A 13,336-nucleotide genomic window follows, 5' to 3' on the forward strand; every position below is an offset into this window, starting at 1 on the left:
CGCCCCGCCGACCCCCGCCCGCTGGACCTGGCCGCCGCGACGATGACGCTGAAAATGTCGCTCGGCCAGCGGACGAAGGGACGAAGCGAACAACAGCCGCTTCCCGTGGTAGGACTCAAAGACGGTACGTGCTGCACCCCGCCTCCTGTCAACCCACCCCCGGCCTGTCGTGTGTTGCGCCACGGCGTGTCGGGTCGGCGTGTCTCACTGCGTGCTCAGATGGTGGCGCAGCAGCGCCCCCGCGGCCGTCCGGTGCTCCTCGGCGAGCAACCCACCGGCGGCCAGCACGTAGTCGACGTCGACGACCGCGCGGGCGGCGCGCGGCAGCGCCCACCCGCCCGCGTGATCGGCCAGGACCGCCGCCAGGACCTGCCCGGACGCGTCGGCGGGCGCGTGCCGCAGCACCCCACCGGAGCCCACCAGCAGCCGCACGTCGCGCAGGTCCCGCCCGGCCCGCTCGCCGGTGGCGGCGCCCCGGGCGTGCCGGCGCAACGCCACCGTCGCCGCCAGGGTGGCGATCCGGGCGTCCACGGCCCGTTCGACGTCGTCGGCGGCCAGGAACGACGGGTCGGCGGCCCGCCGGTCGGCGGCGGCGGCCAGGCCGTCGGTCTCGTCGGCGGCGAGCAGCCGCTCCTCGGCGGCGGCGCGCACCACGCCGGGGGCGCTCCACCGCATGCCCAGATCGCCCTCGACGGTGCGGGCCCGCCACAGACTGCCCGCGACCTCCCGGCCCGGCCCGGTGGCCCGCTCGTCGGGCGTGAGGACCGAGTACACGTCGGTGGTGGCCCCACCCACGTCGACGACGGCGAGGTCCCCACCGATGGTGTCGGCGAGCACCTCCACGCCGGTGAGGACCGCGTCGGGCGTGGCCGCCCGCACCAGCCGCGCGAACCGGGTGCCCCTGGACAGTCGTTTGCCGCCGATGACGTGGCGCAGGAACACCGCGCGGATCGCCGCGCGCGCCGACGCCGGGGCGAGCACCCCGATGCGGGGCAGCACGTTGTCCGCACCGGTCACCGGCACCCCGGCGGCCTCCAACAGCCCGGTCAACTCCGCACGGACGTCGCTGTTGCCGGCCAGGACGACCGGCACCCGCCAGCGGGCCCGGGCCAGGCGGGTGGCGTTGTGGGTGATCGTGTCGGCGTCGCCGCCGTCGGTGCCGCCCACGAGCAGCACCACGTCCGGCCGGGCCGCCCGCAACGCCGTCAGGTCGGCGGCGCCGAGCCGACCGGCCGCCACGTGCACCACGTGCGCGCCGGCCGACAACCCGACCCGCCGGCCCGCCTGCGCGGTCACCAACGCCTCGTAGCCGAGCACGGCCAGCCGCAACCCACCACCGGCCGACGAGCAGACGTACCACGGCACGTCCCGCGCCCCGAGCCCGGCGGTGGCCGCCGCGACGGCGGCGTCCAGGCCGTGCAGCACGTCGCTGCCCACCGTGGTGGGCGCGGCCGCCGCGCCGACGAGGACACCGGCGGCCAGGTCCACCACGGCCGCCTTGGTGTACGTCGAGCCGACGTCCGCGCAGACCGCCAGGGTCACGAGTTTCCCTGTTCGCGACTGCGGGGCTCGCAACCCCGGCTCACTCCTCGCGACTCACTGACGCGGCGGGTACGACCACGGTGCCGGTCGCCGTGACCGCGACGATCGGCGGGTCCAGAACCTCGGCGGCGGACGCGGAGCGGTCCGGGCGACCCCGACACACCACCGCGCAGCTCAACTCCAGGGTGCGGCTGCGACTGCCCACCCGGGACACCTGGGCGGTCACCTCCACCACGTCACCGGCGCGGATCGGCGCGGTGAACCGCACGTCGGAGTACCCGGCGAACAGGCCCTCGTCGCCGTCCGTGCGGATACACACCTCCGTGGCGACGTCGCCGAACAACCCGAGGGCGTACGCCCCGTCGACGAGGTTGCCGGCGTAGTGGGCGTGCGCGTACGGCACGTACCGCCGGTGCGTCACCGTCAACCCGAGCCTGGTGTCGGTCATGCCATCGCCTTCCGCTGCGTGATCAGGGCGTGCACGAGGTAGCTGGCCACCTCGCCGGGCGTGGTCCCCCGACCGAAGATCCGGTCCACGCCCAACTCGTCGGTCATCGACTCGTCGAACCGGGGGCCGCCGACGATCAACAGGGGCCGCTTACCCGCCGGCATGGCCTCCCGGAACGCCGCCGACATCTCCCGCGTGTTGTGCAGGTGCGCGTCGCGTTGGGTGACGACCTGCGACACGAGCACCGCGTCGGCCTTCTCCACCCGGGCGGCCTCCACCAGCTCCGGCACGCTGACCTGCGCGCCCATGTTGGTGACCTTCAACTCCCGGTAGTACTCCAGGCCCTTCTCGCCCGCGATGCCCTTGACGTTGAGGATCGCGTCGATGCCCACGGTGTGCGCGTCGGTGCCGATGCACGCCCCGACCACCGACAGCTTGCGGCGCAGCCGCTGCTTGACGACGGTGTTGACCTCCTTGGCCGACAGCAGCGGGAAGTCCCGTTCCACCACCTGCACCGCGTCGACGTCGACGAGGTGGTTGACCCGCCCGTACACGACGAAGAACGTGAATCCGTCACCCATCGGCTTGGCGTGCACCACCATCGCCGGGTCGATGCCCATCTTGTTGGCCAGCTGCACCGCCGCGCCCTCGGCCCGCTTGTCGTGGGCCACCGGCAGGGTGAACGAGACCTGCACCATCCCGTCGCCGGTGGTGTCCCCGTACGGCCGCACGATCGCCTTGCTCACGCCGCGACCTCCAGGATGTCGGTGGCCGGGTTGCAGTAGTCGGCCTCGTGCGCGGCGACCCCGTCCAGACCCTTGCCGCGGTCCGCCGGCCGCTTCATGATGCCGAACGTGCCCTCCGCGATTGCGGTGAGCAGCGTCTGCTCCCCGATGCGCTCCAACAGGTCCAGAGCCTCACCGAGGACCTGGTTGGCGCGCCGGCGGATGAACCCGCCCGCCGCCGGCACGAAGTCCTCGTGCAGCCCACCGGCAGCGCCCAGCACGTAGCGCACGTTCTGCAGGGCGATGTCCCGGTCGGACAACCACGGCGTCACCACCGCCTCGGTCATCATCCCCACCAGCAGGATGCCCTGACCGGTCAGCGCGCCCGCCAGGTTGAAGAACCCGTCGAGCAGATTGCCCCGGAACACGTCACCGGTCATGTGCTTGGTCGGCGGCATCCACTTCAACGGCGCGTCCGGGAACAACTCCCGCGCCAGCAACGCGTGCGCCAACTCCAACCGGAACGACTCCGGCACCTCCGGGTTGATCTCGAACGCGTGCCCCAGGCCCAACTGCCAGTCCGCCAGGCCCGCCTCGTGCGCGAAGAACTCGTTGAGCAGCTGCGACACCGTCACCGTGTGCGCCTCGTCGACCGCGTCGGCGGTGGTCAGGTAGTTGTCCTCACCGGTGTTGATGATGATCCCGGCGCGGGCGTGCACCTGCCGGGAGAACCGCTGGTCGACGAACGTACGGACCGGGTTGATGTCGCGGAACAGGATCCCGTACATCGAGTCGTTGAGCATCATGTCGAGCCGTTCCAACCCGGCCAGGATCGCCATCTCCGGCATGCACAACCCCGACGCGTAGTTCGTCAGCCGCACGTAGCGGCCCAGCTCCTTCGACGACTCGTCCAGCGCCGCGCGCATCAACCGGAAATTCTCCTGCGTGGCGTACGTGCCGGCGAAGCCCTCCCGGGTCGCGCCCTCGGGCACGTAGTCCAGCAACGACTGCCCCGTCGAGCGGATCACCGCGATGACGTCCGCACCGGCGCGTGCAGCCGCCTGCGCCTGCGGAATGTCCTCGTAGATGTCGCCCGTCGCCACGATCAGGTAGATCCACGGCCGCTGCTTCGGGTCCCCGTGCCGCTTGACGAGGCGCTCGCGCTCCGCGCGCCGCCGGTCGATCCGCCGGATACCCGCGCCGACCGCCTTGCGGGCCGCCGACCGGGCCGCCGTCGCCGACCGACCGCTGGGCAGCGCGAACCGCACCGACCCGGCGGCGGCCTTCTGCGCCAGCAACGTCACATCCGTGATCCCCTCGCGAGCGAGGGCGTCGAACACCGGCACCGCCACCCCGTGCCCCAATCCCACGTCCGCGGCGACCGCGTCCACGAGCCGGTTCACCCACGGAATGCCGTCCGGGTCGGCGCCGCTCACCCCGGCCAGCCGCAGCACCGCCCGCTCCACCGACACCGTCGTGTGGCTGCGGGCCAGGTCGACCACCGGCTGCCCGGCCCGCCGCGCCAACTCCCGCGCCCGCGCCACCAACACCGGATCAAGGTCAAGTTTCCCGGTCACGACGACCCTTCCTCATAGATGACCTCACCACGCAGCACCAGCCGCCGGCACACCGGCAGCGGCGTCGGATCGTCCGGACCCCGCACCTCCGGGTCCTCGGCCACCAGCACCGGCAGACCCCGTTCCACCCCCGCCGGCGTCGACCACACCGCGAACGTCGCCGGCGCACCCAGCGCCAGGACACCCTCGACGTCCAGGTGCACCGCCCGCCACCCACCGCGGGTGTGCGCCGCGAACGCCGAACGCACACTCATCCGCTGCGCCGGGTTGTGGTGCGCCGCCGCCGCCCGCACCGACCCCCACGGGTCCAGCGGCGTCACCGGCGAATCCGACCCGAACGCCAACGCCACCCCCACCGAGTGCATCGCACCCATCGGGTTCGACTCCAACGACCGGTCCAACCCCAACCGCGCCTCGTACATCCGGCCCGCCCCGCCCCACAACCGGTCGAACGCCGGCTGCATGCTCGCCACGATCCCGTACTCCACGAACCGCGCGATCATCCGCTTGTTCATGATCTCCGCGTGCTCGATGCGGTGCCGGGCCGCGCGCAGCCGCTCCACACCCAGCGTCGCCGCCGCCGCCGCGAACCCGTCGAGCACCGTGTCGATCGCCGCGTCCCCGATCGCGTGAAACCCGCCCTGCAGGCCCTGCGCCGCACAGTCCAGCAAGTGATCACGCACCTGCTCGGCGCTGAGATACCCGTGCCCGCAGCCGTCACCGTCGCCGTACGGCTGCGACACGTGCGCCGTGCGCGACCCCAACGCCCCGTCCGCGAACAGGTCACCCCCGGCGCCCACCGCGCCCAACTCCCGGGCCCGCGCCGCGCCACCCAGCTCACCCCAGTACCCGTACACCTCCGGCACCCCCGCCCCGGAGATGCCCAGCAGGCCGGTGAAGTCCTCCTCGTCGGAGATCTCCGGACCGCCGCACTCGTGCACCGCGGCGATGCCCAACGACGCCGCGTGCGCGAGCGCCACCCGCTGCGCGGCGACCCGCTGCGCCCGCGTCACCGACCCCTGCGCCGCCGCCCGCACCACATGGTGGGCGTCGCGCCGCAACCAGCCCGACGCGTCGTACCCGGCCGCCTGCGCCGCCTGCGGACACGCCGCCAGCAACGCCGACGACACCAACGCCGAATGGATCGACGCCTGCGACAGGTACACCCGCCGGCCACCGGCCACCCGGTCCAACGCCGCCGCGTCCGGCAACGTCGCGTCCGACCAGCCGGACTCGTCCCAGCCGTGCCCCAGCACCACCGCGTCCGCCGGCAACCCCGCCGCGAACCCGGCCACCGCGTCGAGCAACTGCCCCGCCGAGCGCACCCCGGACAGCTCCAGCCCGGACAGCGCCAACCCGGTGTCGGTGGCGTGCACGTGCGCGTCCACGAAGGCCGGCGTCACCAGCGCCCCGTCCAGGTCCACCACCCGGTCGGCCGGCGGCGCGTCACCGTCGGTGCCCAACCAGGCAATCCGCCCATCGGACACCAACAGCGCGGTCGCGCTCGGGTCGGCGGGGCAGTGCAGCACGCCGCCGCGGTACAACGTCGAGGGGTTCGTCATGACCTCAGTCTGCCGCGATCCGCGTCGCGAACAGCCGACGCACCCCCGGCTCGGCGCGCAACAGCCCCAACGCCAACTCCGCGTGCCCCGGCACGTACCCGTTGCCCACCAGCATCGTCACGTCCGCCGCCAACCCCTCCGCGCCCAACGCCGCCGCGGAGAAGCTCGTCGCCATCGAGAAGAAGATCACCGTGCCGCCGTCCGCGGTGGAAAGCACCGCCCCGTGCTCACAGCCCGGCACGTCCACGCACACCACAGTCACGTCCGCCGGAGCGCCCAGCGCGGTGGTCACCGCCATGGACAACCCCACCGGGTCGCGCGCGTCGGCCAACGCCACCACCGACGCCAGCCCGGCGTCCGTCAGCGCGTCCCGCTCCGCCGCCACCGGAACCACCCCGACGGTACGCGCGGCGCCCGCACGTCGCGCCGCCGCCAGAGACAGCGACCCGCTCTTGCCGGCCCCGCCGATCACCGCGACCCGCACCGGCGTCGGATCACCGCTACGCCGACGCTCCTCGACGTAGCGCGACACCACCCGGGCGGTCAGCGCGGGCGCCCCGCACACGTCCAGCACGGCCAGGGACAACTGCGGATCCTCGTCGTCGGGCAGCACCGCCGCGATGGACCGCGCGAACAGGATCGCCCACCCGTCACACGGCACCTGCTCACTGCGGCCGTCCCAGCGGGCCAGCCCGTCGGTGATCACCAGGGGCGTCAACGTCAACGACACCAGCGTGGCGACCCGCTCACCCGCCTTGAGCCCCAGCGGGGACCGCCGACCGGCCTCCTCGACAGTGCCGATCAGCATCCCGCCGGAGCCGGTCACCGGGTTCTGCATCTTCCCCCGTGTGGAAATGATCTCCAGCACCTCGGCGCGCACGGCAGCCCCGTCGCCGCCGTGCTTCTCCGACAGCTGCCGGAAACTCGCCGCGTCCAGGTTCAGCCGCTCCACCCGGATCCGCACCTCGTTCGGCGCGATCGCCGCGGACGCGTCCAGCCGCCAGGCCGCCTGCGGCAGCACCCCCGCCGGTTCCACGACGCGGTGCAGTCCCACCGGTGACGTCACGCCGACCTCCCCTGTCCGGCCGCTCGAAGCCCCGGTCAAGGCTCGCGTAGCGGGAAAACTTACGGCAGACTAGTTTCTGTACCGAATATTTTCCAGTAGCCTTCGAGCTTCGATGATCCACCGAGGAGGGGCCGTGACCCAGACCATCCCGCAACCCCGTCACGCCCCGGTCGCCGTACCGACCGCCGGGCAGCCGTACGAATACCACCGCCGCCCCCTGGTCGAACCCGACTGGACCCGCTTCCCCGGCTGGCGCACCGTCACCCGCGACCAGTGGGAATCCGCCCAGTGGCAACGCGTCAACTGCGTCAAGAACATCAAGCAGCTCCGCGCCGTCTTCGGCGACCTCGTCGACGACAGCTTCTACACCGACCTCGAGGCCGACCAGAAGGCCCTGGCCACCATGTCCATGCTGGTGCCGCCACAAATGATCAACACGATGGTGCCGTTCACGCCGCTGACCACCGAGGCGCTGCTCGCCGACCCCATCCGCCGCTACATGATCCCGGTCGCCTCCGACCGACGCACCGACTGGCCCTCGCACCCCTACGCCAGCCGCGACAGCCTGCACGAGCACGACATGTGGGTCGCCGAAGGTCTCACCCACCGCTACCCCACCAAGGTCCTCGCCGAGCTGCTCTCCACCTGCCCCCAGTACTGCGGCCACTGCACCCGCATGGACCTGGTCGGCAACTCCACCCCCGCCGTCGACAAGCTCAAACTCACCCTCAAGCCCGTCGACCGCTACGACGCCCACATCGCCTACCTCAAGGCCCACCCCGGCGTCCGCGACGTCGTCGTCTCCGGCGGCGACGTGGCCAACGTCCCGTGGCGCAACCTCGAGTCGTACCTCATGCGCCTGCTGGAACTGGAGACGGTCCGCGACATCCGCCTCGCCACCAAAGCCCTCATGGGCCTGCCCCAGCACTGGCTGCAGCCCGACGTCGTCGAGGGCCTGGAGCGCGTCGCCCGCACCGCAGCCCGCCGCGGTGTCAACCTCGCCATCCACACCCACGTCAACCACGCCCAGTCGCTCACCCCACTGGTCGCCAAGGCCGCCCAGACCGCCCTCGACGTCGGCGTCCGCGACGTCCGCAACCAGGGCGTCCTCATGCGCGGCGTCAACGCCACCACCCCGGAACTGCTCGACCTCTGCTTCGCGCTGCAGGGCGAAGCCGGGATCCTGCCGTACTACTTCTACATGTGCGACATGATCCCCAACGCCGAACACTGGCGCGTCCCGGTCTGGCACGCCCAGCAGCTCCAGCACGACATCATGGGCTACCTGCCCGGCTACGCCACCCCACGGATCGTCTGCGACGTGCCCTTCGTCGGCAAGCGCTGGGTGCACATGCTCACCGACTACGACCGTGAGCGCGGCATCTCCTACTGGACCAAGAACTACCGCACCTCGATCGAGTCCGCCGACCTGGAGGCGCTCAACAAGCGCTACGCCTACTACGACCCGATCGACACCCTGCCCGAGGGCGGCCAGCAGTGGTGGAACGACCACCGCGACGACTGACGCACCGCAGGTGCTGGCCGCCGACTCACCCGGCGGCCAGCACCTCGGACAGCGGGGCCGGCACCAGCCCCCGCTCGGCCAGCCCGGCCAGGATGTGCGGCAACGCCTCATCGGTCATCGCCGCGTTCGCCTCGGTCACATGCATGATCACCACCGACCCGGGGCGGGCGTGGTCCACCACCGCCCGCACCAACGGCTTCCACGCGGTCGCGAACGGATCGCCGCTGACCACGTCCCCGTCGACGACCGTCACGCCGAGCGGGGCCAGCGCGTCCAGCGCCGCCGCGTCGTGACAGAGCCCTGGAAAACGGAAGTATCGGGTCTGCCGACCCCCGTACGGTTCGATCACCTCGAACGTCTTCGCCACGTCGCCGCGCAACTCGTTCACCGGCTTCGTGGGCAGGTCGTAGCAGTGACCGGTGAACGCCGTGTGCCCGTACGTGTGGTTGGCCAACTCGAAGCGCGGATTACCCGCGATCCGCCGGGTGACCTCCGGATACCGCTGCACCCACTTGCCGGTCAGGAAGAACGTGGCCGGGACCCGCTCCCGTTCCAGCAGGTCGAGGATGCGCAGATTGGCGTACGACTTCACCCGACCGGCACGCAGGTTGCCCAACATCGCGTCGGTCATGTCCGCGTCGAAGGTCAACGCGACCTTGTTACCGGTCCGCGGCCCGTGGTCCACCACCGGCGCCCTGGTCCCGGTCGGCGTCGCGCCCGGCACCGAGGCAACCGCCGGCGGAGACGGGACACCGGCCGACGGGACACCGGCCGACGAGGCGACGGACGGCGTGGATGGGCTCGACGAGGCGGCCGAGCCGACGAAGATCGGCTGGTCCGCGGGCGGCACGCGGGACGCTTCACACCCGGCACTGCCGAGGACGGCCGCCACGACCACGACGCCAAGAAACGGGCGAAGCCCAGCTCGGATCACGCTGCAGATCATCGCAGAAGCGAAAGCGCCTCACTGTCCCCCGCATGCGCCCCACGAGGGCTCGTGGGGCACGTCTCAGGCCCGCTTGGGCGGTGCCGCTCCGGTAAGCGACATACCTCAGAGGTATGAATATGACTCTGAGGTATGTCGCCTTCCAGGGACACACCGCCCGCGAGGTCACCCGCGCGCGGGTCAGGCGGAACCCCCACGCGGGGCGTACATGATGACCGCGACGCCGAGCAGGCACAGGGCCGCGCCGGTCAGGTCCCAGCGGTCCGGGCGGAAACCGTCCACCACCATCGCCCAGCCCAACGAACCCGCCACGAACACCCCGCCGTACGCGGCCAGGATGCGGCCGAAGTTGGCGTCCGGCTGGAACGTGGCCACGAAGCCGTAACAGCCCAACGCGACCACGCCGGCGGCGATCCACCACAGGCCGCGCTGCTCCCGCCAACCCTGCCAGACCAGCCACGCGCCGCCGATCTCGGCCAGGGCGGCCAGCACGAACAACACCAGGGAACGGAGCACAGTCACGCCGCCGACCCTAACGGCCCACACGCGTCGGGTCCCCGGGCAGCACCTGCCCGGGGACCCGACGACCGCTCAGGTCACTTGTTGAAAGCGTCCTTGATCTTGCTGCCGGCATCCTTGGTGTTCTGCCCGGCCTGCTTGGCACGCGCGTCACCCTGCTGGCTCGCGCCCGCACCACGCATCGACTCGTTGTCGGTCATATCGCCGACGCGCTCCCTCGCGGCGCCGGCCATCTGCTCAACCTTGTTCTTTGCCTTCTCGGTGAAGCTCATCGCGCCTCCTCGGTCTGGCGGTTGTCGAGGCTCGGTTGCCCGGTTTCCCGGTGCCGAAACCGGTGGTGCCGGTCGGCACACCCCGTAAGGCATCCTAGGAAGATAGGTTGAGAGAGGGCGGCACTGGCCGCCCCGGCGCGATGGTTAACTGGCCGCATGGGAGAGCTCCTGCTGATCCGGCACGGCGAGACCACCTGGAGCGCCAGCCTGCGGCACACCTCGTACACCGATCTGGAGCTGACCCCCGACGGCGAGCGACAGGCCCGCACCCTCGCCGCGTTCCTGGCCGGCCGGCGCTTCGTCACCGTCCTGGCCAGTCCCCGCTCCCGGGCGCTGCGCACCGCGCAGCTGGCCGGGCTCACCGTCGACCACGTCGACGAGGACCTCAGCGAGTGGAACTACGGCGAATACGAGGGCCGCACCACCGTCGACATCCACGACGACGACCCGCACTGGAACATCTGGACCGACGGCTGCCCCGGCGGGGAGTCACCCGCGCAGGTGGGTGACCGGCTCGACCGGGTACTGGCCCGCGTCACCCCGCTGCTCGACCGGGGCACCGTGGCACTGGTCGGCCACGCGCACAGCCTGCGGGTGCTCGGCGCCCGCTGGATCGGGCTGCCCCCGTCCGCCGGCGGACGGCTGCGCCTGGACACCGCCACGGTCAGCGCGCTGGGTCACGAGCACGGCCGGCAGGTCATCCTGCGGTGGAACCAGCCGGCTCCTCCGGCGCCCGGGACCGCGACCGACTCGGTGCCCCGGCACTGATCTTCGGCGGGCGGTTCTCGTACGGCGTGGACAGCACCACAGTCGTCCGGGTCGTCACGTTCGCCGAGGTGCGGATCTCCTGCAGCACCCGCTCCAGGTCCGCCGGGCTGGCCACCCGCACCAGCAGCAGGTAGAAGTCCTCCCCCGCCACCGAATAGCACGAGTCGATCTCCGGCAGGTGGGCCAGCCGCTCCGGCGCGTCGTCCGGCTGCGACGGGTCGAACGGGCGGATCGCCACGAACGCGGTCAACGGCAGGTCCAGCGCCTCGAACGACACCCGGGCGGCGTACCCCTTGAGCACCCCGCGCTGCTCCAGCCGGCGCACCCGCTGGTGCACGGCGGACACCGACAGCCCCACCTTCTCGGCCAGGTCGGTGTACGACAGACGGCCGTCAGCGGTCAGCGCGGCGACGATGGCGCGGTCGATCTCCTCCACGGCGAGCAACCTACCGGGAAATCGGCGCGACGGCGACGACGAACGCCGCGCTGGGCCGCCGGCTCAGCTCTTGGCGAGCGCCCGGGAGATCACCAACCGCTGGATCTGGTTGGTGCCCTCCACGATCTGCAGCACCTTCGCCTCGCGCATGTACCGCTCGACCGGGTGGTCGGCCACGTAGCCGGCGCCGCCGAGCACCTGCACGGCGTCGGTGGTCACCCGCATCGCCACGTCGGTGGCGAAGAGCTTCGCCTTCGCCGCCTCGATCGAGTACGGACGCCCGGCGTCGCGCAGCCGGGCCGCCGCCAGGGTCAGCGCGCGGGCGGCGGAGATCTGGGTCGCCGCGTCGGCGAGCAGGAAGCCGAGGCCCTGGAAGTCGATGATGGACCGGCCGAACTGCTGTCGCTCCCGGGCGTAGCCGACGGCGTAGTCGAGCGCGGCCTGGGCCAGCCCGACCGCGCAGGCGGCGATGCCCAGTCGACCCGAGTCCAGCGCGGACATCGCGATGGTGAAGCCCGCCCCCTCGCCACCGACCAGCCGGTCGGCCGGCACCCGCGCCTCCTCGAAGGCGATCTGCGCCACCGGCGAGGACCGCAGCCCCATGGTCCGCTCGGCGGCCTGCGGCGCGATGCCGGCAGTGCCCGCGTCGGCGACCAGGCAGGAGATGCCCTTCGGGCCGGGCCCGCCGGTGCGGCAGAAGACGTTGTAGAAGTCGGCCACCTGGGCGTGCGTGATCCACGCCTTGGTGCCGGAGACGACGTACGCGTCGCCGTCGCGGACCGCCCGGGTGCTCAGCGCCGCCGCGTCGGAGCCGCCCTGCGGCTCGGAGAGGCAGTACGCGCCGAGCAGCTCGCCGCCGAGCATGTCGGGCAGGAGCTTGCGCTGCTCGGCGCTGCCGAACGCGGCGACCGGGTAGCAGCTCAGGGTGTGCACGCTGACCGCCTCGGCGACCGCCAGCCACCGGCTGGCCAGGATCTCCAGCACCTGCAGGTACACCTCGTACGGCTGCGCCGCGCCGCCGTGTTCCTCGGCGTAGGGCAGGCCGAGCAGGCCGGCGCGGCCGATGGTGCGCAGCACCTCGCGGGGGAACTCGGCGCGTTCCTCGAAGCTCGCGGCCTTCGGCGCGAGCTCGCGGTCGGCCAGCTCGGTGGCGAGGTCCAGCAGGTCGTGGGCCTCGTCGGTGGGGAGGATCCGGTCGACAGTCATAGCGCGATGAGCTCCGTGGGGGTGGTGTTGAGCCGCTGCACGCCGTCCGTCGTGCAGACGACGATGTCCTCGATGCGGGCGCCGTGCCGGCCCGCGAGGTAGATGCCCGGTTCGATGGAGAACGCCATGCCGGCCTCCAGGGGCCGGTCGTTGCCGGCCACCAGGTAGGGCTCCTCGTGACCGTCCAGGCCGATGCCGTGCCCGGTGCGGTGCAGGAAAGCGTCGCCGTAACCGGCGGCGGCGATCGGCTCCCGGGCCGCCGCGTCGGCCGCGGCGCCGGTGATCCCGGGACGCACCGCCGCCACCGCCGCACTCTGGGCGGCGTGCAGCACCGCGTAGTAGTCCACGAAGTCGGCCGGCGCCGGCCCGCCCGCCACGTAGGTGCGGGTGCAGTCCGAGCGGTAGCCCGACGGCATCGTGCCGCCGATGTCCACCACCACCGGCTCGCCGGCGCCGATCGGCCGATCCGAGGTGCCGTGGTGCGGGCTGGCCCCGTTCGGGCCGGCGGCCACGATGACGAAGTCGACGCTGGCGTGCCCGGCGTCGCGGATCGCCGCCGCGATGTCGGCCGCCACCTCGGCCTCGGTGCGGCCGGGGCGCAGCCACTGGCCCATCCGCAGGTGCACCTCGTCGATGGCCGCGCCCGCCTCGGCGAGCGCCGCGACCTCCGCCGGGGACTTGCGGATCCGCAGCTCGCGCAGCACCTCGCCGGCGAGCCGCTGCGCGGCGCTGCCCGGCGCCGCG

14 protein-coding genes are annotated in these 13,336 nt (G+C 72.4%); 2 read left to right on the forward strand and 12 right to left on the reverse strand.

The genetic code is table 11. From position 1 onward, the window contains the following. Positions 1-204: 204 nt before the first annotated feature. The 6 genes from ABZU46_RS27115 to ABZU46_RS27140 are packed head-to-tail and all read right to left on the reverse strand — an operon-like array spanning position 205 to position 6,908. Positions 205-1,542 (reverse strand): glutamate mutase L, encoded by a 1,338-nt coding sequence (locus ABZU46_RS27115; RefSeq protein WP_354862176.1) that lies wholly within the window; start codon positions 1,540-1,542, stop codon positions 205-207. Between the two features lie 40 nt (positions 1,543-1,582). Next, on the reverse strand, positions 1,583-1,990 hold the full coding sequence (locus tag ABZU46_RS27120) for a hotdog domain-containing protein (protein WP_354862178.1): 408 nt from the start codon (positions 1,988-1,990) through the stop codon (positions 1,583-1,585). Continuing rightward, positions 1,987-2,736, reverse strand: coding sequence for an OAM dimerization domain-containing protein (locus tag ABZU46_RS27125; RefSeq protein WP_354862180.1), 750 nt, complete (start codon positions 2,734-2,736; stop codon positions 1,987-1,989). The genes ABZU46_RS27120 and ABZU46_RS27125 overlap by 4 nt, the downstream gene beginning before the upstream one ends. Next, positions 2,733-4,292, reverse strand: coding sequence for a lysine 5,6-aminomutase subunit alpha (locus ABZU46_RS27130; RefSeq protein WP_354862182.1), 1,560 nt, complete (start codon positions 4,290-4,292; stop codon positions 2,733-2,735). The genes ABZU46_RS27125 and ABZU46_RS27130 overlap by 4 nt, the downstream gene beginning before the upstream one ends. Further along, entirely contained in the window at positions 4,289-5,854 is a 1,566-nt protein-coding gene (locus ABZU46_RS27135) for an amidohydrolase (RefSeq protein ID WP_354862184.1), read from the reverse strand. The genes ABZU46_RS27130 and ABZU46_RS27135 overlap by 4 nt, the downstream gene beginning before the upstream one ends. A 4-nt stretch (positions 5,855-5,858) precedes the next feature. Next, positions 5,859-6,908 (reverse strand): zinc-binding alcohol dehydrogenase, encoded by a 1,050-nt coding sequence (locus ABZU46_RS27140; protein WP_354862198.1) that lies wholly within the window; start codon positions 6,906-6,908, stop codon positions 5,859-5,861. Between the two features lie 124 nt (positions 6,909-7,032). On the opposite strand from ABZU46_RS27140, the gene ABZU46_RS27145 reads away from it, so the two are divergent. After that, the gene (locus tag ABZU46_RS27145) at positions 7,033-8,445 is read left to right on the forward strand and encodes a lysine 2,3-aminomutase (protein ID WP_354862186.1); all 1,413 of its coding nucleotides are present in this window, start codon (positions 7,033-7,035) and stop codon (positions 8,443-8,445) included. A gap of 25 nt (positions 8,446-8,470) precedes the next feature. Here the strand turns inward: ABZU46_RS27145 and ABZU46_RS27150 are convergent, their stop codons facing one another. The 3 genes from ABZU46_RS27150 to ABZU46_RS27160 form a co-directional block, all read right to left on the reverse strand. Then, positions 8,471-9,295: a polysaccharide deacetylase family protein gene (locus tag ABZU46_RS27150; protein WP_354862187.1), complete on the reverse strand. Its 825-nt coding sequence runs from the start codon at positions 9,293-9,295 to the stop codon at positions 8,471-8,473. A gap of 276 nt (positions 9,296-9,571) precedes the next feature. Beyond that, positions 9,572-9,913: a YnfA family protein gene (locus ABZU46_RS27155; protein WP_354862189.1), complete on the reverse strand. Its 342-nt coding sequence runs from the start codon at positions 9,911-9,913 to the stop codon at positions 9,572-9,574. Positions 9,914-9,987: 74 nt separating this feature from the next. Next, a complete protein-coding gene (locus tag ABZU46_RS27160; protein WP_354862191.1) occupies positions 9,988-10,182 on the reverse strand; it encodes a CsbD family protein in 195 nt (64 codons plus the stop codon). 156 nt (positions 10,183-10,338) lie between these two features. Between ABZU46_RS27160 and ABZU46_RS27165 the strand changes: the two genes are divergently transcribed. Next, positions 10,339-10,950, forward strand: coding sequence for a histidine phosphatase family protein (locus ABZU46_RS27165; RefSeq protein ID WP_354862192.1), 612 nt, complete (start codon positions 10,339-10,341; stop codon positions 10,948-10,950). Here the strand turns inward: ABZU46_RS27165 and ABZU46_RS27170 are convergent. The 3 genes from ABZU46_RS27170 to ABZU46_RS27180 all read right to left on the reverse strand — a co-directional run. Further along, positions 10,880-11,386: an Lrp/AsnC family transcriptional regulator gene (locus tag ABZU46_RS27170; RefSeq protein ID WP_007460055.1), complete on the reverse strand. Its 507-nt coding sequence runs from the start codon at positions 11,384-11,386 to the stop codon at positions 10,880-10,882. The two genes, ABZU46_RS27165 and ABZU46_RS27170, sit on opposite strands and share 71 nt — an antisense overlap. Positions 11,387-11,449: 63 nt before the next feature. Next, positions 11,450-12,592 carry an acyl-CoA dehydrogenase family protein gene (locus ABZU46_RS27175; protein ID WP_354862194.1) on the reverse strand — a complete coding sequence of 381 codons (1,143 nt, stop codon included), beginning with the start codon at positions 12,590-12,592 and terminating at the stop codon, positions 11,450-11,452. Then, a partial coding sequence (locus ABZU46_RS27180; protein ID WP_354862196.1) for a M24 family metallopeptidase occupies positions 12,589-13,336 on the reverse strand: 748 nt, incomplete at its 5' end. The genes ABZU46_RS27175 and ABZU46_RS27180, both read right to left, overlap by 4 nt.

The organism is Micromonospora sp. NPDC005197 (genome assembly GCF_040608295.1).
Classification (GTDB): domain Bacteria; phylum Actinomycetota; class Actinomycetes; order Mycobacteriales; family Micromonosporaceae; genus Micromonospora.

Coding starts and splice junctions, on each gene's coding strand:
- ABZU46_RS27145 (WP_354862186.1), top strand. CDS start 7,033: ATGATCCACCGAGGAGGGGCCGTGACCCAGACCATCCCGCAACCCCGT.
- ABZU46_RS27175 (WP_354862194.1), bottom strand. CDS start 12,592: ATGACTGTCGACCGGATCCTCCCCACCGACGAGGCCCACGACCTGCTG.
- ABZU46_RS27120 (WP_354862178.1), bottom strand. CDS start 1,990: ATGACCGACACCAGGCTCGGGTTGACGGTGACGCACCGGCGGTACGTG.
- ABZU46_RS27160 (WP_354862191.1), bottom strand. CDS start 10,182: ATGAGCTTCACCGAGAAGGCAAAGAACAAGGTTGAGCAGATGGCCGGC.
- ABZU46_RS27165 (WP_354862192.1), top strand. CDS start 10,339: ATGGGAGAGCTCCTGCTGATCCGGCACGGCGAGACCACCTGGAGCGCC.
- ABZU46_RS27135 (WP_354862184.1), bottom strand. CDS start 5,854: ATGACGAACCCCTCGACGTTGTACCGCGGCGGCGTGCTGCACTGCCCC.